The organism is Streptomyces sp. NPDC006463 (assembly GCF_042870715.1).
Taxonomy (GTDB): Bacteria; Actinomycetota; Actinomycetes; order Streptomycetales; family Streptomycetaceae; genus Streptomyces.
This window is the reverse complement of record NZ_JBIAHP010000017.1, coordinates 70,928-97,615: the sequence shown is the minus strand read 5'-3', so window position 1 is coordinate 97,615 and position 26,688 is coordinate 70,928. Positions and strand designations below refer to the sequence as shown.

Sequence of the window (26,688 nt, the reverse complement as noted above, 5' to 3'; positions counted from 1 at the left end):
TCGGCCGCCGCCCGCTAGAGGGCGACGGCCGATCATGCTTTGACCTGCGGTTTTACCGAATTACTTCGAGGAGGGGCCGACCTCGACCGTCATGACGAGACCGTCGTAGGTCTCCTTGGCGATCTTGATCTTGGTGTTGGTGTCAGTGACCTTCACCGAGCCGGTCGGGTTCTCGTCGTAGTAGTACTTGCCCTTGTGGTCGTCGAAGACCAGCTGGGCGGGCTTCGGCTTCAGGAACAGCGCCTCGCCGTTCTTGTGCAGCGTGAACGCGTCCGTGGAGTACGCGCTGAACGCGGCGTCGTACGGCTGGATCTTGTTCCGCAGCAGGGTGCCGTCCGCCCACTTCATGGGCTTGGCGTTGGCGTCGATCGGAAGGATCAGACCCTGGCCCGGGTGCTGGCTGGTGTTGTTGTCCTTCTGGGAGGTGTCCCACTGCCAGATGAGCAGGCCGTCCTGGTACGGGTAGTGCTCGACCCAGTTCGGCTTGGTGTTGCCGAAGCCGAAGTTGTACGGGCCGACCTGGAGGGTCTTGTCGTACGAGACGTAGCGGCGGTTCTCGGCCAGGTAGTACTGCGCGTACTCCTTGGTGAAGCCGCCGCCGATGCGCGAGAAGCCCTTGCCGGTCCAGCCGTTGTCGCCGTTCTCGGCGCCGTCGGTGAACAGCGCGGAGCCGTCCGCGGTCAGGGTGACGGCGTCGGCCGTGAAGCCCTTGCCGCCCGCGCCGCCGTCCGTCTGGTAGCGGAAGCGGAGGTCGACCTTCTTGCCCGCGTAGGCGTCGAGCGGGAAGTTCAGCGACTTCCAGGCGCCGGAGACACCGGTGAGCGACGGGCTGCCGGAGGCGTCGGCCGGGATGGCCGTGCCGTCGGCGGTGCCGGCGAGGGCGGTCCAGGTGGCGCCGCCGTCCGTGGACACCTCGGTGTAGAGGAAGTCGTAGTCGGCCTCGATGTCCCACCAGCCCTTGAGGGACAGTGCGGCGGACGTCTTGCCCGTCAGGTCGACCGACCGGGTGAGGGTGTTCTTGAGGTCGTCACCCATGTTGCTCCACCACTGCGAGGAGCCCTCGGCGGGAGCGACGACGTCGGTCTTGACCTGCTTCTTCGGCAGCTCGACGACCAGCGCCTGCTTGTCGCTGGTGTTGTACTCCGAAACGCCCAGCTTGTGGGTGGACTTCGTCGCGGCCTTGGCCTTGTCGTAGTTCAGCCAGCCCAGCTGGAGCTTGTCCCAGGCGGTCATGTCGCCCGGGAGGTCGCCTATGGAGTCCTTGCCGTTGCCGAGCCAGGAGCCGGCCGACATGAGGGACCAGAAACCGACCGAGTTCTCGCCGCCACCGGAGGTGTCGTAGAGGTCCGGCAGACCGAGGTCGTGGCCGTACTCGTGCGCGAAGACGCCGAGGCCGCCGTTCTCCGGCTGCATCGTGTAGTCGCCGACCCAGATGCCGGTGTCGCCGATCTGGGTGCCGCCGGCCTTGTTGTTCGCCGGGCCGGTCTTGCCGACGTCGGTGCCGTAGGCGTACCAGCGGTGCGCCCACAGCGCGGTCGTGCCCTGCACGCCGCCGCCGGCCGACTCGTCCTCGCCCGCGTGGACGATCTGGAAGTGGTCGATGTAGCCGTCGGGCTCGTTGAAGTTGCCGTCGCCGTCGAAGTCGTTGCGGTCCCACTGGTCGTACTGGGCCAGCTGCGCCTTGATCTGCGCGTCGGTCTTGCCGGCCTTCTTCTGGGCCGCGGTCCACGCGGTGACGCCGTCCTTGACGGTGTCCCACACGTTGGAGCAGTTGGTCTGGCCGCAGTAGTTCGAGCCGTAACGGCCTTCGTTGTACGGGACCTTGACCCAGTCGGCGACCTCGCCCTCGACCGAGTAACGGCCCGAGGAGGTCTTCTCGTAGTAGGTCTTCAGCGAGTCCTTGCCCTGGCCGGTACCGAAGTACAGGTCCTGGAAGTACTCGCGGCTGAAGTCCTTGCGCCAGGCGGTGCTGTTGTTGTTCGCGCGGTCGGGCTCCGCGATCGTGTTGTGCAGCGGACCGGGGGTGCCGCCGTACTTCGGGACCGCCGGCTTGGGGCCGGGGCCGTCCGGGTCGAACGTGGTCGTGTTGTCGACCTGGTCGCCGAACTCGACGAGGATCGTGAAGATCTTGTCGGTCTTCTCGCGGCCGAGCTCGACGTACTTCTTGTCGTCGAGCTTGACGACCTTGGAGGCGCCGTGCTGCTCGACGTCCTTCTTGCCGCTCAGCACCTGCTCCAGGGCGGCCTTGCGCTGCTGCGCCTGCTGCTCGCTGAACGGGCCCTTGAGGTCATGCTCGACGACCTTGGCAGGAGCGGTCGGGTCCTGCCGGTCGGCCGCCGGGACCCCGACGGGACCGGGGTTGGCCTGGGCCGCGGTAACGGTGAAGAAGGTGGCGCTGGTCGCACAGGCGGCCATGGTCACGGTGACGGCGGCAGCACGAAGCGCACGCCGACGGGCGGAATTGCTGGTCACTTGATGTCGTTCCCCTCCCGCGGCCGCAACGTAGGTCGGAACGTCTCCATAGGAGCGGGGGGTTCCGCGCGGCGCGCGTCTCAAGTGACGACATTTGACCGGAGAGTCGAGAGAAAAGACAGACCTTGACTTGTTCCTTACAACTGCACTATGCGGTCAGCGAGTTCCGCTATTCGGACGTTCGACTGCCATTCGGGGCGAAGGGTGCTTCCCGGCTGTCCCTCACGTGCTTCCGGGACGGCATTTCGGGCATGGTACGGCGCAAGAAGTGACCCCGTGCGCCCCCCGTGCTGCGGCACCGTGGGTTAGGTCACGCTTACTGGCGGTTCCCCTCGGGCATTCCCCCTCGTAGAGTCACTTGACGCGCGACCTAGTTGAGCCGACTCCCCCTCCCCTCCCTGAGGACGGATATCGCCATGCCGCGTCCGACTGCCGCACAGCTGGCTTACGGGTCAGCCACCGTCGTCATCTCGACGATCGCAATGCTGCTGCTCTCACGGACGAGTACGGGGTTCGGGATCGCGGTCATCTCCGCGGCCGCCCTCGGGCTCGGTCTGCTCGTAGCCGTCACCGTGCCCCACCCTAGGCGCAGAGGCCGCCACGCGGCCCGTACGGGCGCTCCTGCGGCCACCGCGGCCCCCGTCCCGGTCTCCGCCCCCGCCCTGCCGCCGTCGCCGGCCCACGTCCCGTACGCGGACGCACCGACGGCCGCCCGGGTACCGGAACCCCGAACGGCCGCCGCCGAACACCCCGTTCACCACTGAGCCCCTGCGGGCGTCAGGTCGTCTGGACGACCACCGTCCTGGCGACCTTGTCGTGCAGGCCCTGCTTGTACGGCTTGTCGACGAGGATCGAGATCACCAGCGCGATCGGCCAGAGGCAGAAGCAGCAGAGCAGCGTCGGCAGCCACAGGACGGCGGCGCGGGAGAGGGACGCGTTCGACTGCGGGACGCTGCCGTCGTTGAGCATCGCGACGCGCAGGCCCATCGCCTTCTTGCCGACGGTCTGGCCGCTCTTCTTGGTGAACCACCAGTCGTAGCCGACGTACGCGACGATCGAGATCAGCGTCATGACCAGGCCGCTGCCGCTGTAGGACTTGGTGATGACCTCGGTGACGTCCTCGCCCTTGCTGGTCTCGACGGTGTACCGGTTCGGGCCGAAGGCCAGCTGGATGAGGAACAGCGGCACGGCGATGATCAGCACGTCGATGATGCGGGCGGCGAGGCGCTTGCCGAAGTCGGCGAGCGGGGGCATCCCGGCGAGCGGATCGGGCATGCCGTAGCCGCCGCTGCCGCCGTAGGGGTCGCGTCCGGCGTCGTACGGGGGCGGCGGTGGCGGATATCCGCCACCTCCACCGCCACCTCCGCCCGCGCCCCCGGGTGGCGGTGAGTCGTACGGCGAACCGCCCGACGGAGGCGTCGGTTCCTGGGGCTTCTTGAGGAACGGGTCTTCCTCGGGCGGCTCGCCGGGCGGCGGCTGATCGGTACTCATGGCCCGAGTCGAACCCGGCTCCGTCAGCCCCGCAACGTGGGGGCGTCCGATCGGGGGGGGCCGCCCGTCCCGGGCGGCCCGGGACGGGCTCTGCGTGGCTCAGCGGGCCACGTACGTCCCCGCTGCCCTGTCGTGCCAGGCCCGGCGTCGCGGGCGGTCCACGAGGCACCAGAGGCTGCCCGGGAGGCCGAGGAGGACGAACACCAGCCAGCGGCGCAGGGCCGCGCCGAAGGTGGGCGGGCGCAGGGTGGCGGCCGCCAGCACCCGGACCCCGAGCAGCTTCTTGCCGGGGGTCCGGCCCCAACGGGCGGTGGGCAGGGCCTCGTAGAAGACGCCGAAGAGCAGGACCGCGCCGAAGACCAGGCCGAGCTGGCCGGCGATGGTGCCGTCCAGCAGCCAGACGGTGGTGGTGCGGCCGGTGGTCCGGGCGGCGTCCACCTTGTCCTGGATGTGGGCGGTGGCGGCGGGCAGGAGGGGCCGGGCGGCGGCCGCGGCGACCGCCGCGAGGACGAGGGTGTCCAGGGCGCGGGCCACGGCCCGGCGCACAAGCCCGGCGGGGCGTACGGCCCGATCGGCCATCTGCTCGAACACGGCTCTGGGCGTACGCGTCCCCTCGGACCGGGGCTCGGGCCGGGACTCGGACCGGGGTTCGGGCCGGGACTCCCGGGGCTCGGACCGGGACTCGGGCCGCGGCTCTGCCGGAGCCGCCGTCCCCCTCGCCGGCAGCGTGGGACGGGCTCCGCCGGTCCGGGGCTGCCAGGGCTCGAAGCGGGACGCCTCGGCGGGCGGGGCCTCGGCGGGGTCGCCGGGGCCGGGCCAGGAAGGGGCAGGGGCCGGGATCGGGGAGCGGCGTACGGGCGCTTCCCGCGGGGCCGGCTCGGCCGGGGCGGCGGGCGCGGCGCGCCGGGTGCTCGGCCGCGCCGGGGCCTCCTCCGCCTCGGGCCAGGAGGAGGTCAGGCCGGAACCGCCGGAGCCGCTGCCACCAGGGGCGTCGGGCCATGCGGGACCCGGGACCGGCTCGGGGGCAGGGGCAGGAGCCGGAGTCGGAGCCGGGGCCGGTGCGGCCGCCGCCGGGGAGCGCGCCGACAGGATCCCGGCCGCCGCCTGGGCCGGGAACCGCGGGGCCGGTGCGGCCGCCGCCGCGGCGGACGGCGTACGAGCAAGGGAGATCCCGGGGCCCGGGGCCGCCGGGGGCTCCGCCGGGCTGCCCCACGAGACGCGGTGGTCGCGCGGCCCGCCGAAGCCGGCCTGACGAAGGGGATCGGCCTGCCACACCGCCTGCTCGGCCCCACGCTCGGCGGGCCGCTCGGCCCCACGCTCGGCGAGCGGTTCGACGACCGCCCGGAGCACCGGCTCCGGTCCCGCCTCCGGTTCCGGTTCCGGTTCGGGCTCCGCCGGCTCCCCCGTCACCGAGGTCCGGTCCAGGAACACCGGCCCCGTCTCCTCGACCGGCGCGGCGGGTGCAGGGGCGGGGGCAGGGCGGCTCGTACCCGGAACCCAGGCGGCGCCGTTCCAGTACCGGACGTACCCGGGGATGGAGGGATCCGGGTAGTAACCCTCGCGGGCCGCGTGCTCGCCGTCACCAGGGGAGGCCGTCAATGTCCCCAACTCCGATCGTGGCTTGAGGCATGTGCAGGGGAGGACCATAGCCAAGAACCGCCCTCCGACAGGTCCGGTAACGGGAGATTGTCAACCTTCGAGCGAAACTGGTGTATGCGGCTATTTCCGGTCACCCGACAGAATCCGGCCAACCTTCGGTTCCTCGCCCGAAGTCGCGTCATACCCGGGTACACCGGAGCTCTCTCCGGGTGTGGGGCGCTATCCGGCCCCACGCACCGACCGAAGTGAGGCCGTCATGCACCACCCCGTCATCGAGCGCGAGCTGGAACTGAAGCTGGTCCTGTCCCCCGAGCGCAGCATCCCCGTACCCGCCCGGCTCCTCTACCTCACCGACGACCCGTACGCCGTCCACATCACCTTCCACTCCGGCTCCAGCGCCCCCGTCGACTGGACCTTCGCCCGCGAACTGCTGGTCGAGGGCGTGTTCCGCCCGTGTGGAAACGGCGACGTCCGGATCTGGCCCACCAAGATCGACAACAAGGCCGTGCTCTGCGTGGCCCTCAGCTCGCCCGACGGCGACGCCCTGCTGGAGGCCCCCGCCGCCTCCGTGTCGGCCTGGCTGGAGCGCACCCTGCGCATCGTCCCGCCCGGCACCGAGGCCGAGCGGCTCGGCCTGGACGCGGCCCTGGCCGAGCTGCTCGCCCCGACCCCGGCGGACGAGCTGTGGCTGCGCGACCCCTGGCCGTCGGACGAGTCGGCTGACGGGGAGCTGTGATGCCGTCAGAAGAGCTTGCCGGGATTGAGCAGCCCCAGCGGGTCGAAGGCCTGCTTGACGGCGCGCTGCATCTCCAGGCCCACCGGCCCGAGTTCGCGGGCCAGCCACTCCTTCTTCAGGACCCCGACGCCGTGTTCGCCGGTGATCGTGCCGCCCAGTTCCAGCCCGAGCGCCATGATCTCGTCGAAGGACTCGCGGGCCCGCCGCGTCTCGTCCTCGTCGGCCGGGTCGAAGCAGACCACGGGGTGGGTGTTGCCGTCGCCGGCGTGCGCGCAGACCCCGATGAGCAGGCCGTACGAGCGGGCGACGGCGGCCGTCCCGTCCAGCATCTCGGCGAGCCGGGAGCGCGGTACGCAGACGTCGTCGATCATCGTGGCGGGCCGGAGCGTCTCCAGCGCGGTCAGCGACATCCGGCGGGCCTGGAGCAGCAGTTCGGACTCGGCCTCGTCGTCGGCGGGCACGACCGCGGTGGCCCCGGCGGCCGTGCACAGCTTGCCCACGGCCGCGAGGTCCTCGGGGGCGTGCGGGGTGTCGAAGGCGGCGAGCAGCAGGGCCTCGGTGGTCTCGGGCAGCCCCATCTTCCCGAGAGCGTTGACGGCCCGCACGGTCGTACGGTCCATCAGCTCCAGCAGAGAGGGCGTCAGTCCCGCCTCCATGACGGCGCAGACGGCCGCGCAGGCGGCCGCGGCGGAGGGGAACTCGGCGGCCAGCGCGAGCTGGCGGGGCGGCGCGGGCCGCAGGGCGAGGACGGCCCGGACGACGACGCCGAGGCTGCCTTCGGAGCCGACGAAGAGCCGGGTGAGGTCGTATCCGGCGACGCCCTTGGCAGTACGCCGGCCGGTGCGCAGCAGCCGTCCGTCGGCCAGGACCACGTCGAGGCCGAGGACGTACTCGGCGGTGACCCCGTACTTGACGCAGCACAGCCCGCCGGAGGCGGTGCCGATGTTGCCGCCGATGGTGCACTGCTCCCAGCTGGAGGGGTCGGGCGGGTAGTGCAGGCCCTGTTCGGCGACGGCCCGCGAGAGGACCGCGTTGACGACGCCGGGTTCGACGACGGCGATCCGGTCGACGGCGGAGATCTCCAGGATCCGGTCCATCTTGACGAGCGAGAGCACGATGCAGCCGTCGGAGGCGTTGGCGGCGCCCGACAGACCCGTGCGGGCGCCCTGCGGGACCACGGGGACCCGTAGCGCGGTGGCGGTGCGCATCACGTGCTGGACCTGTTCGACGGTCCGGGGCAGGACGACGGCGGCCGGTGTGCCGGCGGCGCAGAAGCTGGCCATGTCGGTGGCGTAGGAGGCGGTCACCTGGGGATCGGTGAGCAGGGCCTCGGCGGGGAGCCCCTGCAGCAGGCGTGCGCGCAGACGTGCGAAGAGATCGTCATCCATGGAGCCAGCGTGACAGCGGGGGCCATGCGTGTGAACACGGCCGCGACCGGCTTCGGACATCTCGGCGAGCTCTTCATATTGACGCACAGTGAGCCCATGGACCGTATCGACCGATTCGACGAGGCATCGCAGACCCCGGCCCCGCCGGTGACCTTCACCGGCCGAAAGACGCTCGTGGCGGCCGCGGTCGCGGTGGTCCTGATCGCGGGGGCCCTGCTGATCCGGCCCGCCCGCGGCGGTGACGACGCCCGCCCGCCGGGACCGAGCGAGCGGGCCGCGGCGGCGGTCGGCATGGGCGCGCCCGCGGCGGCGGTGGACCTGGCGGCGCTGGTCGCGGACCGGGAGAAGTGGGTCGCGGCGCACCCGGACGACGAGGCCTCGTGGGCCGTCCTCGGCGCCGCGTACGTGGAGCAGGCGCGGCGCTCGGCGGACTCGGGCTGGTTCCCGAAGGCGGAGAAGGCGCTGAAGCGTTCGCTGGAGGCCCGCCCGGCGGAGAAGGGCAACCTCGACGCGATGACGGGCATGGGCGCGCTGGCCAACGCCCGGCGGGACTTCGGGACCGGGAAGAAGTGGGGCGAGCTCGTACGGGCGCAGTCGCCGAAGCGGTGGGCGGCGTACCCGGTGCTCGTCGACGCGTACACGGGCCTGGGTGACTACAAGGCCGCGCAGAAGGCGATGGAGCAGCTGATGGAGCTCCGGCCGGGCCTGGCGGCGTACGTCAGGGCCTCGCAGGTCTACCGGGACCGCGGCTGGCGCGAGGACGCGGCGATGTCGATGGAGCACGCGGCGGGCGCGGCGAAGGCGCCGGCGGAGAAGGCGTACGCGCTGTTCCGGCTCGGGGAGCTGGCCTGGGAGCGGGGCGACCCGGCGGAGGCGCTGGGGCAGTACGAGGGCTCGCTGCGGGCTGATCCGGCGCAGGCGGAGGCACTGGGCGGCCGGGCCAGGGCGCTGGCGGCGCTGGGGCGGACCGGGGAGGCGGTACGCGACTACCGGCTGGCGCTGGGGCGGACGCCGGTGCCGCAGCTGGCGAGGGAGCTGGGCGAGCTGCTGGAGTCGCTGGGGCGGGATCAGGAGGCGCGCGTGCCGTACGACATGCTGGGCGCGCTGGCGGCGCGGGACAACACCAACGGTGTGGACGACGACGTGGTCCTCGGCCTGTACGAGGCGGACCACGGGGATCCGGCGGCGGCGGTGCGGCGGCTGGAGGAGGAGTGGTCGCGGCACAAGAGCATGCCGGTCGCCGACGCGCTGGGCTGGGCGCTGCACAAGGCGGGCGAGGACGAGGCGGCGCTGGAGTACGCGAAGAAGGCGACGGAACCGGGGCTGCGCAGCGCGGACTTCGCCTATCACCGGGCGATGATCGAGCGTGGCATCGGCGACGAGGCGGCGACCCGGCGCCATCTGCAGGAGGCGATGCGCACGAACCCGTACTTCTCGCCGCTGCGGGCGCCGCTGGCGAAGGAGGCCCTGGCGGCGATCGGCCAGCCGCCGCCGGGCGGCCCGGAGCACCTGCAGCCGACCGCTCCGTGGGTGGCTCCGGAACTCCCGAAGGCCGCCAAGCCGAAGCCGACGGCCCCGCCGGCCGATCCGAAGCCGAAGCCGCAGCCGTCCGCGTCGGCCACGTCGGCCGCATCGGCCGCGTGACGGGCCGGCCCCCCGGCCGGAGCCGAGGGGGCCGGCCGTGGCGTCCTACAGGTTGCCGCGCTTCTCCTGCTCGCGCTCGATCGCCTCGAACAGGGCCTTGAAGTTGCCCTTGCCGAAGCCCATGGACCCGTGGCGCTCGATGATCTCGAAGAAGACGGTCGGCTTGTCCTGGACCGGCTTGGTGAAGATCTGCAGCAGGTAGCCGTCCTCGTCGCGGTCGGCGAGGATCTTCAGCTCGCGCAGCTCGTCGATCGGCACGCGGGTGTCGCCGACCCACTCGCCGAGCGTGTCGTAGTACGAGTCCGGGACGGACAGGAACTGGACGCCCGCGGCGCGCATGGTGCGGACCGTCGCGACGATGTCGTTCGAGGCCAGCGCGATGTGCTGGACGCCGGGTCCGTTGTAGAACTCCAGGTACTCGTCGATCTGCGACTTCTTCTTCGCGATCGCCGGCTCGTTGATCGGGAACTTGACCTTCTTCGTCCCATCCGCGACCACCTTGGACATCAGCGCCGAGTACTCGGTCGCGATGTCGTCGCCCACGAACTCCTTCATGTTCGTGAAGCCCATGACCTTGTTGTAGAACGCGACCCACTCGTTCATGCGGCCGAGCTCGACGTTGCCGACGCAGTGGTCGATGGCCTGGAAGGTGCGCTTGGCCGGGGGCTCCACGATCGGGTCGGCGGCCACGTAGCCCGGCAGGTAGGGGCCGGTGTAGTCGCCGCGCTCCACCAGCGTGTGGCGGGTCTGGCCGTAGGTGGCGATCGCGGCCAGCACGACCGTGCCGTGCTCGTCCTTGACCTCGTACGGCTCGTCCAGGCCGCGCGCGCCGTGCTCGACGGCGTACGCGTAGGCCGCCCGCACGTCGGGGACCTCGATGGCCAGGTCGATCACGCCGTCGCCGTGCTCGGCGACGTGCTCGGCGAGGAAGCGGCCGTGGTCGGTCGTCGCCTTGATGACGGAGGTCAGCACGAAGCGCGCGCCGCCGTTGGTCAGGACGTAGCTGGCGGTCTCGCGGGCGCCGTTCTCCGGTCCGCAGTAGGCCACGAGCTTCATGCCGAAGGCGGTCGAGTAGTAGTGCGCGGCCTGCTTGGCGTTGCCGACGGCGAAGACGACCGCGTCCATGCCCTTCACCGGGAAGGGGTCGGCCTCACGCGCGGTGTGCGGGGTGGTGTCGAGGGTCTCAGTCATGAGCGCAGAGTCCCGCCGATCCACAAGCTGCGCAATAGTTTCCTGTTTGACTGTACAAACTGCCCAGCTGCGCCGGAGGATGGTTGAAACATCTGTGCACTATGACCACCTCTGAGGACCCCGGAGCGTACTCATGGGAATCGACGACCTCGACGGCCGGCTGATCGTCCTGCTCGCCCGCGAGCCGCGGATCGGGGTGCTGGAGGCATCGCGCCGCCTGGGGGTGGCGCGCGGGACCGTACAGGCCCGTCTGGACCGGCTCCAGTCGAACGGGGTCATCCGCGGCTTCGGCCCGCAGGTCGATCCGACGGCCCTCGGCTACCCGGTGACCGCCTTCGCCACGCTGGAGATCAAACAGGGGCAGGGAGCCGACGTACGGGCCCACCTGGACGGGGTGCCGGAGGTGCTGGAGCTGCACACCACCACGGGGCACGGGGACATGCTGTGCCGGCTAGTGGCCCGGTCCAACGCGGATCTCCAGCGGGTGATCGACCGCGTTGTCGGTTTCGATGGCATCGTGCGGGCTTCGACGGCGATCGTCATGGAGAATCCCGTACCCCTGCGGATAATCCCGCTGGTCGAACAGGCCGCGGAGGACGACAGCCGCGAGGTGTACTGACCATTCTGGGTCTGGGCATGGCACTGCCGTCCGCGGTGGGAGTGACCCCCGCGCACGCCCAGGCGCAGCTGGAGATCACCAAGACGCACAGGGGTGACTTCGCCCGCGGCGGGCAGGGCACCTACATCATCACCGTCAGCAACACCGGCAATCAGCCGACCAGCGGCACGGCCGGGTACATCGACACGTTCCCGGAAGGGTTCGTCGTCCGGGCGGAAGGGCCGACCGTCACCTCGTCGACCGGGGTGGGTGCGCACTGCACCTTCAATGAGGAAGAGATCAACTGCGGCAGCGAGACGCCCATCCCTGCCGGTGGCGGTTTCACGGTCGAAGTGACCGTCCTCGTCCACACCGACGCTCCCTGCAGCCTCACCAACACCGTCACGGCGGAGGATGCCACTGAGGTTGATGGGGAGGATGGATCCGCCGTTCCCGTCCCCTGCACCGCCGTTGCCGCACTCGCCGCCGGTGATGGGCAGACACGCCTTGACGCAGTAGGCCAACACGTCCGGCCTTGACGGGCGCCGGCCGGACCCCCACTCAGATCGCCCCGCCCGCACGGGAGTTACAAAGAAGAGGTTGCAAATAAATCGTTGCAGAGACTTCTTTGCAACTCTAGGCTCGGGGCATGCCCGAGACGAACGCAGCGTCCCCCGACCCCTCCGAACCCAACGCACGGGTACTCGACGCCCGCTCCCTGCGGGGCCTCGCCCACCCGCTGCGCATCCGCCTGCTGGCCACCCTGCGCCACGACGGCCCCGCGACCGCCTCCCAACTCGCCCAGCGGCTGGGGGAATCCAGCGGGTCCACCAGCTATCACCTGCGCCAGCTCGCGGCGCACGGGTTCGTCGAGGACGCACCCGAGCACGGCAAGGGCCGCGAGCGGTGGTGGAAGGCCACCCACGACGGCACGGTCTTCGACGAGAAGCTGATCTACGACGAGGACCCGGCCACGCGGGGCGCGGCGGACCTCTTCCTGCACGAGATCGCGACGATCCACACGCAGGAGATGAGCACCTGGCTCGGCAACGCCCACACCTGGTCGCAGGAGTGGCGGCGCGGCTCGGACATGAGCGATTTCACCCTGCGTCTGACGGCCGCGCAGAGCCTCGAACTGATCCGCAAGATGCACGAACTCGTCAACGGCTACCGCGATCTGCCGCCGGAGGATGGCATGGAGCAGGTCCGTGTCCACACCCACGTCCTCCCGCGCGGGGGCGAGGCAACATGAGCCGGCGGCCCCTGACGGCGGTCCTGGCCGCCAACACGATCTCCATAGCCGGAAGTTCTCTCACCCTCATCGGTGTCCCGTGGTTCGTGCTCCAGACCACGGGCAGCGCCGCGCGGGCCGGGGTCGTCGCCTTCTGCGCCACCCTGCCCGTGATCGTGGCGGCCCTCGTCGGCGGGCCCGTCATCGACCGGATCGGCCGCCGGCGGGTCTCCGCCGCCTCCGACCTGATCTGCGCCCTGTCCATCGGCGCGATCCCGCTGCTGCACCATGCGGGCGTGCTGGAGTTCTGGATGCTGTGCGCACTGATGGCCGTCGGCGGCCTCGTCCACACCCCGGGCCTGACCGCACGCTCCGTCCTGCTGCCGCATCTCGCCGAGCACGCCGGCACCACAGTGCTGCGGGCCGCCAGCCTCTACGACGCGGTCTCGCGCGGAGCCCGGATGCTCGGGGCCGCGGTGGCCGGCCTACTGATCGCGGCGTTCGGCGCGGAAACGGTACTGCTGCTGGACGCGGCGACCTTCGGGGCGTCGGCCCTGCTGGTCACCGCCTTCCTGCGCGGCATCCCGGCCGCCGAGCCGAGGCGCGCGGCGGGGAAGGTGTCGTTCGCGGCCTACCGGGCCGAACTGGCCGAGGGCTGGGCTTTCCTGACGCGCACGCCGCTGCTGCTGGGCATCACCCTGATGGTGATGATGACCAACGGGCTGGACCAGGGCTGGTCCTCGGTGCTGCTGCCCGTGCACGGCCAGGAGACCCTGGGCGGCCCCGCGGCGCTCGGCCTGATGATCTCGTTCTTCGGCGGCTTCGCGCTGCTGGGCGCCCTGCTCTACGGGGTGTGGGGCGAGCGCTTCCCGCGCAGGGCGGTCTTCGCGGCCGCGTTCCTGATCACCGGGGCGCCCCGCTACGTGGCGGCCGCCGTCACGGACACGCCGCTGCCGCTCGCGGTGACGATGGCCCTGTCCGGGCTGGGCGCGGGCATGCTCAACCCGGTCCTGACCACGGTGATCTACGAGTACGTGCCGGAGGAGTTGCGCACCCGCGTCTCGGGCGTGACCACGGCGGGCTGCGAGCTGACCATGCCGCTGGGCGGGCTCGCGGCGGGCCTGCTCGTCGACGGGTTCGGCGTGTCGACGGCGCTGCTGCTGTTCGGCGGCACGTACCTGCTGACCACTCTGGCGCCGCTGGTGTTCCCGGCGTGGCGCGGCATGGACGGCGTTCCTTCCGTCAGCAGGACGGAACAGGCTCTCCCCGGTTCAGCGCCCGAAGGGAGTTCACGGCTTCCGTCAGCGAGGTGACGGGGACCAGCCGGAGCCCTTCGGGGAGTTCCGACCGCGCGTCCGAGCACTCGGCCTTCGGTACGAGGAACACGCTCGCCCCGTCGCGCCGCGCGGCCTGGGTCTTCAGGGCCACTCCGCCGACCGCGCCGACCTTGCCGTCCGCGTCGATGGTGCCCGTACCGGCGATGGTGCGTCCGCCGGTGAGATCGCCGCCGCTGCCGTCGCCGTCGAGCTTGTCGACGATGCCGAGGGAGAAGAGGAGCCCGGCGCTGGGACCGCCGACGTCGGCGAGGTTCAGGTCGACCTTGACGTCCTTGGGGTCCTTGTGGAGGTAGCCGAGCGCAGCCTGCGAGGCCGTCGACTGGGACTTGGCCATCTCCTCCAGGTTGTGCTCCTCGATCTCCTTGTCGGTTCCGCCCGACGAGTAGACGGCCTCCTTGGGCAGGACGGCCCGGGAGGTGTCGAACCAGTTGTCGAGGAGTTCGGGGAGGTTCACCGTCGCGGAGGGGCCGGTGGCCTGGATGGTGGTCATGCGGAGCTGGCCCGTGGTCTGCCGGGCCGGGGCGCCGGTGACCGCGATCACGGCCTTGCCGTCCCGCTCGCCCAGCACGTCGGCCGTGAGCCCCGGCTGGGCGATCACGAAGGGCAGAGGCGCGAAGACCGCGACGGCGAACAGCGCGAGCACGGGCACGGCGCAGACGGCCAGGGCGGCGGGACGCGGCAGACGTGTGAGACGAGAGAGCACCCGCCCAATCTAGCTGGCCGCCCCGCGGCGCCACTCAGCCCCGCCGGGCAGCCCGGCCCGGCCCTGGGCACGGCTGCCGGCACCGGCTCCCGGCGACGGCGCCGCACCCGACGCCGCACCGGCACCGGGTGACCCGGCCCGCGGCTCAGCGAAGGGCGTCCGCGACCTCACGCGCCGCGTCGACCACCCGCGGACCGACCCGCTCGGGCACGGCGTCGGCCAGCATCACGACCCCGACGCTGCCCTCCAGCCCGGTGATCCCCACGAGCGGCGCGGCGGCGCCACTGGCTCCTGCCTCCAGCTCCCCGTGGGTCAGCGTGTACCCGGGCTCGATCAGCGCGCCCTGACGGGCGGCCAGGATGGCGCGCCCGGCGGCCCCGCGGTCCAGCGGGTGGCGGAAGCCGGCCCGGTAGGCCACGTGGTAGTCCGTCCAGGTCGGCTCCACGACGGCGACGGCGAGCGCCTCGGTGCCGTCGACGAGGGTCAGGTGCGCGGTGGCGCCTATGTCCTCGGCGAGGGACCGCAGCGCGGGCAGGGCGGCCTCACGTACGAGCGGATGCACCTGCCGGCCCAGCCTCAGCACTCCGAGCCCGACCCGGGCCCGGCCGCCGAGGTCACGGCGGACCAGGGCGTGCTGCTCAAGGGTGGCGAGAAGCCGGTAGACCACGGTGCGGTTGACACCGAGGCGGTTGGAGAGCTCGGTGACGGTCAGACCGTGGTCGGTGTCGGCGAGCAGTTTGAGGACTCTGAGCCCTCTGTCGAGAGTCTGGGAGGTTTCCGCGGTCACGACGCCTCTCCCTCTTTCGGTGAGCGGCGGTGACTCTCTGGGCGGCACGCCGCCGGTCCCACGGCGGCGCACGGAGAGGCCGCCGGTAGCGGCCATTGCACCGGCTGCGCTCCCGCGGCGGCGCTGCCACGGTGCGTTCGATGCGGGGACATTAGCGAGCAGGTCCGCTCAGCGGAAGGGCTCGTCCAGAATCCGGGCGCACACTACCCCTTTATGCCGTTTCCTGACCGCCCTTGACGTCGTTTCGTGACCCGGGATCTCCGCGGGGGCCGTACGAAGCTCCGTACGGCCCCCGGCTCACGCCTGTGGGAACAGATCACCGCATACGGGTGGCCCACTCCTGCACCTTCTTGATCCGCTCGCGCAGCTGGCCCGCCGTCGCCTCCGCGCTCGGCGGCCCGCCGCACACCCGGCGCAGCTCCGTGTGGATGACGCCGTGCGGCTTGCCGCTCTGGTGGACGTACGCGCCCACCATCGTGTTCAGCGACTTGCGCAGCTCCAGCAGTTCCTTGTGCGAGACCACGGGCCGCCGGTCGGCCGGCAGCTCCAGCAGGTCCGCGTCCGCGTCGGGCTTGCGCCGGCTGTGCGCGATCTGCCGCGACTGGCGCTTCTGCAGCAGCATCTGCACCTGGTCCGGCTCCAGCAGCCCGGGGATGCCGAGGTAGTCCTGCTCCTCCTCGCTGCCCGGGTGCGCCTGCATGCCGAACTCGGCGCCGTCGTAGAGGACCCGGTCGAATACCGCGTCGGACTCCAGCGCCTCGAAGGACATCTGCTCGTCCTCGCCGGTGTCCTCGTCCTCCTGCCGGTTCGCCTCGTCCATCTCCTTCTCGGACTCGGCGTACGGGTCCTCCTCGCCCTGCTTCTTCGGCTTGTCGAGGACGTGGTCGCGCTCGACCTCCATCTCGTTCGCGAAGCCGAGGAGGTAGGGGATGGTCGGAAGGAACACGGACGCGGTCTCGCCACGTCTGCGGGATCGCACGAAGCGGCCGACGGCCTGGGCGAAGAACAGCGGGGTCGAAATGGTCGTGGCGTACACCCCGACGGCCAGTCTGGGCACGTCGACGCCCTCGGACACCATCCGGACCGCGACCATCCAGCGGCTGCCGTCCGCGCTGAACTCGTCGATCCGCTTGGACGCGCCGGTGTCGTCGGAGAGCACCACGGTCGCCTTGCTGCCCGTGATCTCCCTGAGCAGCTTGGCGTACGCGCGCGCCGAGTCCTGGTCGGAGGCGATGACCAGGCCGCCCGCGTCCGGGATGCCCTTCCTGACCTCCGTCAGCCGCTGGTCGGCGGCGCGCAGCACGTTCGGCATCCAGTCGCCGCGCGGGTCCAGGGCCGTACGCCAGGCCTGCGAGATGGCGTCCTTGGTCATCGGCTCGCCGAGCCGGGCTGCGATCTCGTCGCCCGCCTTCGTCCGCCAGCGCATGTTCCCGCTGTAGGAAAGGAAGATGACGGGCCGGACGACGCCGTCCCCGAGCGCGTTCCCGTACCCGTAGGTGTAGTCGGCGGACGACCGCCGGATCCCGTCGTTCCCCTCTTCATAGGTCACGAAGGGAATGGGATTGGTGTCGGACCGGAAGGGCGTGCCCGTCAGGGCCAGGCGCCGGGTCGCCGGGTCGAAGGCCTCCAGGCAGGCCTCGCCCCAGGACTTCGAGTCGCCGGCGTGGTGGATCTCGTCGAGGATCACCAGGGTCTTGCGCTGCTCGCAGCGGTTGCGGTGCAGCATGGGCCGCACGCCGACACCCGCGTACGTGACGGCGACGCCGTGGTAGTCCTTGCTGAGCGGCCCGGCGGAGTACTCGGGATCCAGCCGGATGCCTATCCGCGCCGCCGCCTCCGCCCACTGCTTCTTCAGGTGCTCGGTCGGTGCGACCACCGTCACCTGCTGGACGACGTGGTGGTGCAGCAGCCAGGACGCGAGGGTCAGCGCGAAGGTGGTCTTTCCGGCGCCCGGCGTGGCGACCGCGAGGAAGTCCCGCGGCTGGGTCTGGATGTAGCGGTCCAGCGCCCCCTGCTGCCAGGCACGCAGCGCGCTGGCGGTGCCCCAGGGGGCACGGCCGGGGAAGGCGGGTGAGAGGTGGTGGGAGGCGGTAGTAGTCACGGTCTCCGGTTCGGGCTCTCGGCGTACTCGCGTACTGGTACGGGCAGTCGTACGTAGGACAACCGGGCCACCTTACCGGGACGGGCCCGCCCCTCGCGGAGGGACAGGCCCGTGACCTCGGCGGGTGCGGCGAGCGTCACACACGGGTCTCAGCGTGCGAACCTCTGGAGCTGCGCTGCGATCTTGGGAACGTCGAGGGCCCCCTGGCACACGTCGAGCACGAACTGCTCGGCCTCGTCCACGTCGAACTCGGCATCGAGCGGATGTCCGTTCATGTGGAGGAAGACCCAGGTGGCGTACCAGGCGATGCGCTTGTTGCCGTCCACCAGGCAGTGATTGCGGGCGAGCGACTCCATCAGGGCGGCTGCCTTCTCCCAGATGTCCGGGTAGGCATCCTGACCGAAGACGCTCGACCGGGGGCGGGCGAGCGCCGAGTCGAGCAGCCCGTAGTCGCGCACCTCGCTGGTCCCGAGCCGCTCCGCGAGGTTCAGCACCTCGGGCAGGGTCAGGTACCGGGTCACGCAAGCCTCCGGTTCAGCTCACCGCTGACCTTCAGGACGTGCTCGGCCGCCTCGTTGAAGAGCCGGGAGTGCTCGTTTACGGCTTTGATCACCGCCTCGTGCGCAAAGGACTGCATGCTGCGGCCCTCCGCCTCGGCGCGCTCGCGCAGGGCGTCCAGCTCTTCTTCGGTGAACCTGACGTTGAGACCAGCCATAACGCCACGGTACCGCGTGGTACCAGCTGGTGTCAGCCGGATTCCGGAGCGGGATCCAGCCGGGTCGCGACCCACGCCCCCAGCAGCGCCACGCACGCCATCGGCAGGAACACCACCACGAACGCGGCCGGGTGCGAGGCGGCCGCCCCCTTCGCGGCAGCACTGTGCGCCGCCCCCACCGCGCCCCCGCCCAGCGCGGCGAACGCCGCCCCGCCACCGGCGAGCAGCACCACATTGGCCAGCGCGTCCGAGATCTGCAGCGCGGCGGAGTTCGCCCCCGCCTCCTCCGGCGCCGACAGCTTCAGCAGCAGCACGCTCGTCGAGCCGATGACGAGCCCCATCCCCAGGCACCCCACGGCCCAGGCCAGCGCCAGCGTCCACACCGGCACCGACTCGATCAGCACGGCCGGCGCGGCCGCGATGGCGAAGGCCACCATCACCATCCCGCCGACCATCAGCCGTTCCCGGTACGGAGCCATCCGCCCCTTCGACTGCACCCACGAGCCGCCCGCCCAGGTCAGCCCGCCCAGCGCGAGCGAGAAGCCGGCCAGCGTCGGGCTCAGCCCCCGTTGGGTGACCAGCATCAGCGGTACGAAGCTCTCCGCCGCGATGAACGACCCCGCAGCCACCCCGCGCAGCAGCACCACCGACGGCAGCCCGCGCCGCGCCCGGTAGGTGCCGCGCGGCAGCAGCCCCCGCACGGCGGGCGCCAGCAGGGCCACGCCCGCCGCGCCCGGGAGCAGCGAAAGCCACCGCAGGTCCTGGGCGGCGTACTGCAGCAGCCCGGCGCCGACGGAGATACCGAAGGCCAGCCGGATCCGGCGCCGGTCGAACGCCACCGGCGGCGCGTCCGGGTCCACCGGCCCCGACGCGGTCCGCCGTATCGCCGGCAGCGCGATGACGAGCGGTATGACGACGAGGGCGGGTATCCCGAGGAAGACCCACCGCCACCCGAGGTGCTCGGTGACCGTGCCGGAGGCGAGCGGGCCGACGATCGAGGGGACCACCCAGCTGGCGGCGAAGGCCGCCATGATCGCGGGGCGCAGCCGCTCCTCGTAGGCTCGGCTGACGACCACGTAGAGGGCGACGATGACCAGCCCGCCGCCGAAGCCCTGTATCGCCCGGCCGATGACGAAGACCCACATGGCGCCGGCGGTTCCGGCGACCACGAGCCCCGTGGCGAACGAGGCGATCCCGACGGTCAGCGGCCGCAGCGGCCCCTGGCGGTCGGCCCACTGGCCGGACAGGACCATGCCGAAGAGGCTGGTCGTGAAGTAGGCGGAGAAGGCGAAGGCGTAGAGCCCGATCCCGTCCAGCTCCCGCGCGGCGACGGGCATGGCCGTGCCCACGGCGGTGGCCTCGAAGGCGATCAGGAAGATGACGGAGATGATCCCGATGCTGAGCGTCCGGTACGCGGGTCCGAGGATGCCGGCGCCCGACGGCGGCGGGGGGACGGGTGCGGTCTTCTCGGGCACGCGGGGTTCGAGGGCGCTCATCGCCCCAGAGTAAGGGGCGTACCCCCGTCTGGTCCCTGTCAATTCGGCGGATCCCGCCTCGGCCGCCGGACCTAGGTCCATGAACGCGGCATGGCAGTCGCATTGCAGCCGCCGCGCAGCCCTTCCGGGGCCCCGAAGCCCCCCGTACGGTCGTGCACATCACCACCCCACAGCCGTGTGCCCGAGTGGTTGAGGGACTCGCCTGCAAAGCGAGTTACGCCGGTTCGATTCCGGTCACGGCTTCAGCGGAAGGCCGCTCAGGGACAGGAGCTCCCCTGGGCGGCCTTCTCTCTGCGTCCGGGAGTAACCGGCCCACGCCATACGTCACGGCTTCGGGAGATCAGAGGCCCCATCGGGTAGTCCACCGTTGTTCTCGCATCCCAACTCTTTGGCGATCGCAAGCGCGCCGGAGTGGGCAAGGACCAGGTAGTCCTCACCGAGCACGGCGTCTCCCCTGCTGCTTTGGTACCGGTCCTTGTAGAACGCCGTGATCCGCAGCGGCATGTCGCGTGTGGAGCCGACACGGGTACTCACGCAGTCGAAGGCCACACCTCGCTCTTTGTCGGCGCGCGTCACGCGGACACCCGTCTGGTCGGTTCCTGGGGCGCCGACGTTCCTGTTCTCGGCGGCGAGACCGATCTCCCCTACCCGCTTCCCCCTGCCCACGATTCCGGTGACGGTGCACGCAGGAACGACAACATCCTGGGCCTTCGGCGCCTCGCGGTAGGCCTCCTCCAGAGCCTTGCCCATGGCCGTGACGCCGACGGTCTGCGCATCGTCGTTGACCAGATGCGAGGACTGCAGCACGTGCATCAGTGCCTCACCGGCGGCATCCGTGATCAACCCGGGACATGCCGCCGTCAGGTCCACTTCCGGGCTCTTCACCGAACGCGACGCCTTGGGCTCGGGACCTGACGTGGTACATCCGGCGCCCAGGGCCACCAGCACCCCGAGTGCCACGATGCGGGCGGTGGAAACCATCAGCGCGCGCACTTCGGCTCCTTGTGGGGGAAGTCCTGGTCGTCCTTCACCAGGTGAACGTACATCGGCCTGACCTGCGAGCGGCCCGGGTGCGGCGCGCCGTTGGCTCGCCCTGGCCTCGGCACGGACATCAGGAAGCCCCCTTCGAGCTGTCCACCAAGTCCCGGCCGACCGAATGAGCGACCGCCGACTCCTTGGACGCCACACCAGCGAGAGTGTTGATGTCCTTCTCGGACAGGCCCGAGCCGGCAGCTGCGTGCAGCACGGCCCTACTTGCCGCGTCGCTCGTCTGGCCTTCGGCCTCTGCGTACATCTTCGCCACAGCCTCTTCGGTGTTGGCAGTCCTCTCCTTGCCCTTCTCCTTGGCGTCCTCGACGAAGAGCTCGGTGATGTCCTCCTGGACCCATTCCACGACGTCACCGGCGATCGGCACCATTTCGAGGTACTTGCCGCCGGCGGCCGTGATGCCGCGATTGATCCACTTGGCGCCGTCCTCAACGCCCTTCACGTACTCCTCGTTCGTGTGAGCCGTCTCGGCGTGCATGCCCTGCGCGCGGGCCTCCGTCATCATGCCCGCGATCTGGCCACCGGGCTGTACGGCGTTCTCCACGGCCGCGTCGAGGAGGCCGCTGTCGCCACGGTGCTGGACCACGTCGGTGACGAGGACCGCCGTGAACGCCTGGTTGGCATTCGTGATGGCACCGTAGGCCTCCGGATCCTGGCCGACCGCGCCGAGGAAACGAGACATCGTCGCCTTGTTGAACTCAGCCATGTCCCCCTCGACCTTGATCTGGTTCCCGCCGTTCTCGGCGGCGGCCTGGAGGTCCGGGATGTATTCCGCCGCCATGTTGCCGAGGTGCCCGGCCATGGGGCCCAGACGCGGCTTCTTGTCCTCGTCGTCCGGGTCCTGCGCCACCAGCGACGGGTCGTCGCCGACCTTCTGGACGACGTCTTCCATGATCGCCGCCATTTCCTTGGTGTGCGGCACCGGCTTCGCGTCCTCGTCGCCCGGCACGCGGCCCGAGACCGCCGCTTCGAGCGCGCCACCGAGGGCCTCCTGGGCCGGGCCGGCCTCGCCGTAGGGGTGGGATGGGCTCCGGTCGAAGCCGTCGGCCCACGACTCCTTGTCCAGCATGTAGTCGACCATGCCCCGGGCCTTGCCGTGTTCCCCGTCCACGGCCTTGTCGGCCAGGGTGACGATGCCGTCGCCGTTGCTGTCCTGGCGGACCGGTTCGGTGAAGAAGGCCGTCGCCGCGTCCGGGTTGTGGGACATCGCGTCCATCAGGCCCGTCAGCGGGTAGAAGCCCCGGCTGCCGTCCTTGCCCTGGCTGAGCACCGTCTTCGGGTCGTACGGGGACCCGTGCTCCCAGGCCTTGGGGTTCTCGCGGTCGAACGCGACCATGTCCCGGCCGACCGAGGTCAGGAAGTCCTTGTCGTACTTGCCCTCGTGGAGCAGCGCGCCCAACGCCTGGTAACCGTAGATCTTGCTGGTCAGATCACCGGTGACCTGCATCTCCTTACGACCGGCCTTCATCAGGTCGGTCGTCCACGCCGCATCCAGGTGGTTCGGCGAGTCCTTCTGCGTGGCGAGCCCCAGCATCGCGCCCATGTCGTTCTGGATGTTGCCGACCATCGCCAGACGGTCCTTGCCCGCCTCACCCAGGGTCGACGCGTCGATGGACAGTTTCGCGTACGCCTCAAGCGTGCCCTCGGGGCCGAGCTTGCGGTAGAAGTCCGTGGAGAAGTCGGCTTCGTTGCGGTTGTCGTCGAGCAGGTCCTCCAGCTCGCGCAGCGCCTCGGGGTTGCGGGCCACGCCGCCCTGTTCCTTGCTGAGCTTCTTCATCAGCTCGGCCGCCCTGTCGGCCTGTTCGCCGTCCAGGGTGGTGTACTTCGGCGCGGTGAAGTTGTGGTCGTCCGAGACGTTGGCGCGCAGTGCGCGGGCCAGGGAGTCGTCGGCGTCCGCGCAGTCCTCGACGAGCCGGTCCACCCGCGCCTGCCAGGCCTTGCGGTTCTCCTCCTGCTTGCGCAGGAACTCGGGGTAGTCCGGGTCGTGCCTGGCCGCGTACTGGGTCTTCGGGTCCATCGGAACGGCCGAGACCTTGCCGGTCGCGTCCACCCGGAACCCGGCGGCCGGGGCCTCCTCGTCGACGGCCTTCTTCAGGGCGTCCCGGGCCGTCTTGATGGTGGTGTGGCCGTCACTGAGGAGCTGGTGGACGCCCTTGGCCTCCTTGGCGGCGTCCTCGAACTCCTTGGCCGTCTTGTCGACGAACCCCCGCCCCACACTGGCGGTGACCCCGCTCCACTCGGCCTTGTCGGCCTTGGCCTTCATCCCGTTGCGCGCCGCTTCGGCCAGCTCGTCCAGCTTGTCGACGAGCGCCTTCCAGTCGGTGACTGCCGTCTGGAGCTTGTCCAGCGGGGCGTTCATCACGTTCTCGTACGTCAGCATGCGGGCGCCTACTTGAGGTATTTGTCGAGGGCGGAAACGGTGAAGTCGGCGTGGAGCTCCTGCTCGTCCTTGGCGTGGGAGGTGAGCGAGTAGTTCAGCCCGTTGGAGATGTTGGCGCAGGCGGCCACGAGGGTCTTCACCTGGCTCTCCCAGGTGGTGTTGACCTTGAGCAGCGCGGCCCCGCTCGCGAAGCTCTCCTTCGTGAGCGCGCCCGCGGCCTCAGCGGTCGCGGTGGAGGCGTGCTTGCCGTCGGTCAGCAGACGGGTGTGCAGCTTGTACGCCTCGGAGCCGATGGCACCGATGTGGTCCTGGTTGAGATCGAGGTCGCCGCCGCCACCGCCACCGGGTTCTACGGGTACGTGGTTGAGCCGCATGGAGACGTTGGCGGCGGCCGTGGCGCGTGCCGCCGACCATTCCTCGTCGAACGACATCGCGTAGAACTCCCCTGTCAGATCCGGTAGTGGTTCAGCGGCCAGCGGTCAGCGGTTACGGCGCACCACGACCGCGGTGACGGCTCCGCCGATCAGCAGGCAGGCTCCCAGACCGAGACCGATCCAGGGAAGCAGGCTGCCGTCCTTCTTCTCCTCGGCCTGCGGCACCGGCTTGGGCGCCGCCGACTCGGGGGCCTTGCCGTCCGGGGAGGCCGAGGGCTTGTTCGCGGCGTCGGCCGCTGCGAGGTCGGGCAGCGGGTAGACGTCCGCCGGGCCGGGGTCGCCGGGGGTGGGCACCGCGATGCGGGGGCGGACGACGCCGTAGCCGACGAAGTCGTTGCGCTGCGAGCCGTCGGTTGGCTTGCCGGCCGTGTTCAGGAGGACGCGGAGGACCTGGTTGTTGGTCCAGTCGGGGTGGGCGGACCAGAGGAGGGCGGCGGAGGCGGAGGCGAGGGCGGTGGAGTCACTTGTGCCGTGGTTCTTGCAAAGACCGGTCTTGCTCCCGCAGGCCGTAACGATGTCGATACCCGGGGCAGACATGTCAATCTGCGGGCCGTGCTGCGACTCCTTGGTCGCCTCGCCTTTGGCATCCACAGCGCCGATCGCCACCACTCCGGGGGTAGCGGCCGGATAGAGGATCTTGTTGGTCGTATCCCCATCATTGCCGGCGCCTGCGAAGATCAACTTTCCCTTGGAAAGCGCATACTTCACCGCTGCAGTTCGCGCCTCGTCGTCCTTTGGTGTGCTCTGCAAGGCCAGCGAGATATTAATAATCTTGGCGTCCGAGTCCGCCGCATACCTGATGGCGGCGACCCACGACGGAGTTGCCATGTTCACCTCGTGAGGCACGCGGATTGGAAGAATCTTGGCACCAGGTGCAAGTCCAAAGCCGCCATCACCGCTCGGGTGTTTGCCACTACCGGCAATGATTGCGGCCATGGTGGTGCCGTGGCTGCTGATGTCCGTGCGTTCGTCACCCTCGGTGGCCTCCGGTTCGAAGTCCTTGCCGGGGAGGACCTGCCCTTCGAGTTCCGGGATGCGGTCGACGCCGCTGTCGATCACCGCGACGGTGATGCCCCTACCTGTGCTGATCTTCCAGATGTCGTCGGCCTTCATCGCGTCGAGATGCCACTGCTGCGAACGAATCGTCTCCGCATGGGCCGGGGTCGCGGCGACCCCGGCCAGCAGCAGACCCACCAGGGCCGAGGTCGCCTTACGCATGCGCATCCCGTGCAATGTCCGTTCTGCTCAGTCGATCACTGGTGGAACAACACGACGGTTGCCCTGCCAGGTCTCTTCGTCCTCGGCCAGGTAGTCGGGGCGTTCGCCGGCCTGGTCATCGCGTCGGCCGCCCTGAGTGCGCGCACCCGCGCCGATACCACCGGCGTTGTTCCGCACGAGGCCCGAGCCGCCCTGAGTGAACGGCGCCGAGTGGCCGCCCGTCGCAGGCTGACGCCCGCCGACGATACCTCCCGGCTCCGAGGCCAGACGACGGCCTGCCGGGATGCCGCTCTGGCCGCCGTGGGAACCGCCCATGCCGTGGCCCATACCGCCGCCCATCATGCCGCGGCCGGCCTGCGTGCCTTCGGTGCCGATGACCGTGCCGCGCGGGATACCCGAGCTGGGGCCGGTGGAAGTCACCTGGCGGCCACCCATGATCCCGGTGTCCCGCGGGGGCATGCCTGGCATACCGAGCTTGCCGAGAGGACCGCTCGTGCCCGGGATCGGACCGCTGGGCGGGAAGCCCACGGGCCCGATGCCGGGAATCGTCTTCATCCCGCCGAACGGCAGCGGAGGCACAGGCGGAACGAGGCTGACGGGGTTGGGACCGCTGGGGCCGGTGGGCAGCGGGCCGACTGGCGTGGTCGTCGGAGGCAGGGTCGGGTTGGGCAGCGTGGTGACGGTGTCGAGGGCCACGTCCACGTTGCGGTCCGGGGTCACCGGCACCGGCCCGGTCGTCGGAGGCAATGTGTTGTCCAGCTGAGGCTGGTGTCCAGGGATCCAGCCCGGCTCGTTCGCAGCACCGCTACCGCCGGGTGCCGACGATCCATATGAGGAGCTTCCCGAACTCCCAGGTGCGGAACTGCCTCCCGGGCGAGCGATAGCACCTTCGCCATCGACGTGCTCTGGCACGAAGGCCTGCGGCGGCTCCGGGAACGTCGGAATCGGCGCCTTGTCCATCTCCCCCGCCGACAAGCTGTACGACTCGGAGAGCTTCTTCAGCGCGTCCACCGCCCGCGTGTGGTCCCCGCTCAGCTTTGACCAAGCCTCCTGGCCCAGCTTCTGCGCATCCGGCTCGTTGTGGTACTTCCGCGCGGTCGCGAGGTCTTCCTTGAGCTCGGCCTCTGCCCCGGCGTCGTACGTGGGCATGTGGATCTCGGACATGGTCTGGGCAGCCAAGGTCATCCAATGGCCGCCCGTGGCGCTGTAGTCGGCAAGTACCAGCGTTGCGCTGCCCGCGCGGCTCACCCATTCCTGGAACTTGACGGCTGCTTCACCCTCCCAGCCCTCGACCTTGTGGTCCTTGAGCTTCTGCCCGATCTCTTTGATCGCCTTGGAGGCTTCGGTGAGCTGCGTACCCCGCTGCGCCACCGTCTTGGAGTCGAGCGAAGCGACCATCGCGGCCAGCTGCGCGTGCGAGTAACCCTCGAAATCCGTCATCAGATCACGCCGCCGTTCGTCGCACCGCCGTGAGCGCCCGGGCTGTTCGGCGCGTCGCCCTTCTTCTTCGCGTACGGATCACGTTCCGCGCGGTAGTTCTCGCGGGCTTCCTTGGCAATGGCCAACATGCGCCGCTTGGTGTCGTCGTCCACCTGGCCGAAGTCCTTGCCCGCCGTCAGGATCGCGATGCCCAGGGCCTCGATCTGGTCCGCGAGGCCCTTCGAGAGCTTCTGCAGCTCGGCGTGAACGGTGTTGTACGACTTGAAGAGGGCGTCGGCCTCCGGGAAGCCCGTGCCCAGCACACCCGCCGGCAGCGTGCCGTGGGACAGCTTCCCGTGCTCCGCCGGAGACTCCTCCAGCGACGTCAGGAGGCCGTCCACCAGCTTCTTGTAGTCCTTCAGCGAGTCGTACTCGATCCGCAGTGCAGCCGCCTTCGCCTGCGCGTCCGCCTGCTTCCTGATCGAGTCCGCCAGACCTGCCGAAAGGTCCGTCCCAAACAGACCTGGCCCGTTCTCCGCTGCCACGATGGCCTCCCCGACTCCCCGTCTCCCCGTGGTCGCGGCGTGAGTTACCGCCGCTCCCCGTCCCCGTTCGCGCCTGTTCGCACCCGTTCGCACGCGCGCGTGCACGCTCTCACCGATCACTCTAGCGACCGGCACCGACAGCCCCAAGCCCGGGGT

Annotated in this window: 24 protein-coding genes and 1 tRNA gene; 8 read left to right on the top strand and 17 right to left on the bottom strand. The window is 70.5% G+C overall.

Translation table 11 applies throughout. The features are described from left to right. Positions 1 to 60: 60 nt before the first annotated feature. Positions 61 to 2,415 carry an immune inhibitor A domain-containing protein gene (locus tag ACFYOB_RS27965; RefSeq protein ID WP_388564126.1) on the bottom strand — a complete coding sequence of 785 codons (2,355 nt, stop codon included), beginning with the start codon at positions 2,413 to 2,415 and terminating at the stop codon, positions 61 to 63. A gap of 473 nt (positions 2,416 to 2,888) precedes the next feature. Between ACFYOB_RS27965 and ACFYOB_RS27960 the strand changes: the two genes are divergently transcribed. Next, positions 2,889 to 3,236 carry a hypothetical protein gene (locus ACFYOB_RS27960; RefSeq protein ID WP_388564001.1) on the top strand — a complete coding sequence of 116 codons (348 nt, stop codon included), beginning with the start codon at positions 2,889 to 2,891 and terminating at the stop codon, positions 3,234 to 3,236. Positions 3,237 to 3,249: 13 nt separating this feature from the next. Here the strand turns inward: ACFYOB_RS27960 and ACFYOB_RS27955 are convergent, their stop codons facing one another. Together ACFYOB_RS27955 and ACFYOB_RS27950 are read right to left on the bottom strand one after the other, a co-directional pair. Continuing rightward, a complete protein-coding gene (locus tag ACFYOB_RS27955; protein ID WP_388563999.1) occupies positions 3,250 to 3,963 on the bottom strand; it encodes an RDD family protein in 714 nt (237 codons plus the stop codon). Positions 3,964 to 4,062: 99 nt separating this feature from the next. Next, on the bottom strand, positions 4,063 to 5,562 hold the full coding sequence (locus ACFYOB_RS27950; RefSeq protein WP_388563997.1) for an RDD family protein: 1,500 nt from the start codon (positions 5,560 to 5,562) through the stop codon (positions 4,063 to 4,065). Between the two features lie 256 nt (positions 5,563 to 5,818). On the opposite strand from ACFYOB_RS27950, the gene ACFYOB_RS27945 reads away from it, so the two are divergent. After that, on the top strand, positions 5,819 to 6,298 hold the full coding sequence (locus ACFYOB_RS27945; RefSeq protein WP_388563995.1) for an SsgA family sporulation/cell division regulator: 480 nt from the start codon (positions 5,819 to 5,821) through the stop codon (positions 6,296 to 6,298). Positions 6,299 to 6,303: 5 nt separating this feature from the next. Here ACFYOB_RS27945 and ACFYOB_RS27940 read toward each other — a convergent pair whose 3' ends face one another. Next, positions 6,304 to 7,686, bottom strand: coding sequence for an FAD-binding oxidoreductase (locus tag ACFYOB_RS27940; protein ID WP_388563993.1), 1,383 nt, complete (start codon positions 7,684 to 7,686; stop codon positions 6,304 to 6,306). Positions 7,687 to 7,782: 96 nt separating this feature from the next. On the opposite strand from ACFYOB_RS27940, the gene ACFYOB_RS27935 reads away from it, so the two are divergent. Then, positions 7,783 to 9,330, top strand: coding sequence for a tetratricopeptide repeat protein (locus tag ACFYOB_RS27935; protein WP_388563991.1), 1,548 nt, complete (start codon positions 7,783 to 7,785; stop codon positions 9,328 to 9,330). Between the two features lie 45 nt (positions 9,331 to 9,375). Here ACFYOB_RS27935 and hppD read toward each other — a convergent pair whose 3' ends face one another. After that, positions 9,376 to 10,521 (bottom strand): 4-hydroxyphenylpyruvate dioxygenase, encoded by a 1,146-nt coding sequence (gene hppD, locus ACFYOB_RS27930; protein ID WP_388563989.1) that lies wholly within the window; start codon positions 10,519 to 10,521, stop codon positions 9,376 to 9,378. A 133-nt stretch (positions 10,522 to 10,654) separates the two neighbouring features. Here hppD and ACFYOB_RS27925 point away from each other — a divergent pair, with 133 nt between their 5' ends. The 4 genes from ACFYOB_RS27925 (at position 10,655) to ACFYOB_RS27910 (ending at position 13,663) form a co-directional block, all read left to right on the top strand. Continuing rightward, on the top strand, positions 10,655 to 11,140 hold the full coding sequence (locus ACFYOB_RS27925; protein WP_388563987.1) for an Lrp/AsnC family transcriptional regulator: 486 nt from the start codon (positions 10,655 to 10,657) through the stop codon (positions 11,138 to 11,140). Positions 11,141 to 11,157: 17 nt separating this feature from the next. Further along, the gene (locus ACFYOB_RS27920; protein ID WP_388563985.1) at positions 11,158 to 11,658 is read left to right on the top strand and encodes a hypothetical protein; all 501 of its coding nucleotides are present in this window, start codon (positions 11,158 to 11,160) and stop codon (positions 11,656 to 11,658) included. Between the two features lie 110 nt (positions 11,659 to 11,768). Further along, the gene (locus ACFYOB_RS27915) at positions 11,769 to 12,371 is read left to right on the top strand and encodes an ArsR/SmtB family transcription factor (RefSeq protein ID WP_388563983.1); all 603 of its coding nucleotides are present in this window, start codon (positions 11,769 to 11,771) and stop codon (positions 12,369 to 12,371) included. Further along, the gene (locus ACFYOB_RS27910) at positions 12,368 to 13,663 is read left to right on the top strand and encodes an MFS transporter (protein WP_388563981.1); all 1,296 of its coding nucleotides are present in this window, start codon (positions 12,368 to 12,370) and stop codon (positions 13,661 to 13,663) included. The genes ACFYOB_RS27915 and ACFYOB_RS27910 overlap by 4 nt, the downstream gene beginning before the upstream one ends. Here the strand turns inward: ACFYOB_RS27910 and ACFYOB_RS27905 are convergent. The 6 genes from ACFYOB_RS27905 to ACFYOB_RS27880 all read right to left on the bottom strand — a co-directional run bounded on the left by ACFYOB_RS27905 (position 13,593) and on the right by ACFYOB_RS27880 (position 19,489). Beyond that, positions 13,593 to 14,390 (bottom strand): PDZ domain-containing protein, encoded by a 798-nt coding sequence (locus tag ACFYOB_RS27905; RefSeq protein ID WP_388563979.1) that lies wholly within the window; start codon positions 14,388 to 14,390, stop codon positions 13,593 to 13,595. The genes ACFYOB_RS27910 and ACFYOB_RS27905 overlap by 71 nt on opposite strands. A 145-nt stretch (positions 14,391 to 14,535) precedes the next feature. After that, entirely contained in the window at positions 14,536 to 15,177 is a 642-nt protein-coding gene (locus tag ACFYOB_RS27900; protein ID WP_069920456.1) for an IclR family transcriptional regulator, read from the bottom strand. A 316-nt stretch (positions 15,178 to 15,493) separates the two neighbouring features. Beyond that, on the bottom strand, positions 15,494 to 17,278 hold the full coding sequence (locus tag ACFYOB_RS27895) for a DEAD/DEAH box helicase (RefSeq protein WP_328925942.1): 1,785 nt from the start codon (positions 17,276 to 17,278) through the stop codon (positions 15,494 to 15,496). Positions 17,279 to 17,427: 149 nt separating this feature from the next. Next, positions 17,428 to 17,799, bottom strand: coding sequence for a type II toxin-antitoxin system death-on-curing family toxin (locus tag ACFYOB_RS27890; RefSeq protein WP_388563977.1), 372 nt, complete (start codon positions 17,797 to 17,799; stop codon positions 17,428 to 17,430). Continuing rightward, complete coding sequence (locus ACFYOB_RS27885; protein ID WP_365921590.1) at positions 17,796 to 17,993, bottom strand: plasmid mobilization protein; 198 nt, start codon at positions 17,991 to 17,993, stop codon at positions 17,796 to 17,798. The genes ACFYOB_RS27890 and ACFYOB_RS27885 overlap by 4 nt, the downstream gene beginning before the upstream one ends. A gap of 32 nt (positions 17,994 to 18,025) precedes the next feature. Beyond that, entirely contained in the window at positions 18,026 to 19,489 is a 1,464-nt protein-coding gene (locus ACFYOB_RS27880; protein WP_388563974.1) for an MFS transporter, read from the bottom strand. A gap of 171 nt (positions 19,490 to 19,660) precedes the next feature. Between ACFYOB_RS27880 and ACFYOB_RS27875 the strand changes: the two genes are divergently transcribed. Continuing rightward, a tRNA-Cys gene (locus tag ACFYOB_RS27875) sits at positions 19,661 to 19,732 on the top strand. 81 nt (positions 19,733 to 19,813) lie between these two features. On the opposite strand, the gene ACFYOB_RS27870 is transcribed toward ACFYOB_RS27875, so the two are convergent. From ACFYOB_RS27870 to ACFYOB_RS27845, 6 genes are all read right to left on the bottom strand, one after another. Continuing rightward, the gene (locus tag ACFYOB_RS27870; protein WP_388563972.1) at positions 19,814 to 20,482 is read right to left on the bottom strand and encodes a hypothetical protein; all 669 of its coding nucleotides are present in this window, start codon (positions 20,480 to 20,482) and stop codon (positions 19,814 to 19,816) included. Positions 20,483 to 20,600: 118 nt separating this feature from the next. Next, positions 20,601 to 22,916, bottom strand: coding sequence for a hypothetical protein (locus ACFYOB_RS27865; protein WP_388563970.1), 2,316 nt, complete (start codon positions 22,914 to 22,916; stop codon positions 20,601 to 20,603). 8 nt (positions 22,917 to 22,924) lie between these two features. Next, on the bottom strand, positions 22,925 to 23,347 hold the full coding sequence (locus ACFYOB_RS27860) for a hypothetical protein (RefSeq protein ID WP_388563968.1): 423 nt from the start codon (positions 23,345 to 23,347) through the stop codon (positions 22,925 to 22,927). A gap of 48 nt (positions 23,348 to 23,395) precedes the next feature. Continuing rightward, the gene (gene mycP, locus ACFYOB_RS27855; RefSeq protein WP_388563966.1) at positions 23,396 to 24,574 is read right to left on the bottom strand and encodes a type VII secretion-associated serine protease mycosin; all 1,179 of its coding nucleotides are present in this window, start codon (positions 24,572 to 24,574) and stop codon (positions 23,396 to 23,398) included. Positions 24,575 to 24,595: 21 nt separating this feature from the next. After that, positions 24,596 to 26,008 carry a hypothetical protein gene (locus ACFYOB_RS27850; protein WP_388563964.1) on the bottom strand — a complete coding sequence of 471 codons (1,413 nt, stop codon included), beginning with the start codon at positions 26,006 to 26,008 and terminating at the stop codon, positions 24,596 to 24,598. Then, positions 26,008 to 26,532 carry a hypothetical protein gene (locus ACFYOB_RS27845; protein WP_388563962.1) on the bottom strand — a complete coding sequence of 175 codons (525 nt, stop codon included), beginning with the start codon at positions 26,530 to 26,532 and terminating at the stop codon, positions 26,008 to 26,010. The genes ACFYOB_RS27850 and ACFYOB_RS27845 overlap by 1 nt, the downstream gene beginning before the upstream one ends. Between the last annotated feature and the right edge of the window lie 156 nt (positions 26,533 to 26,688).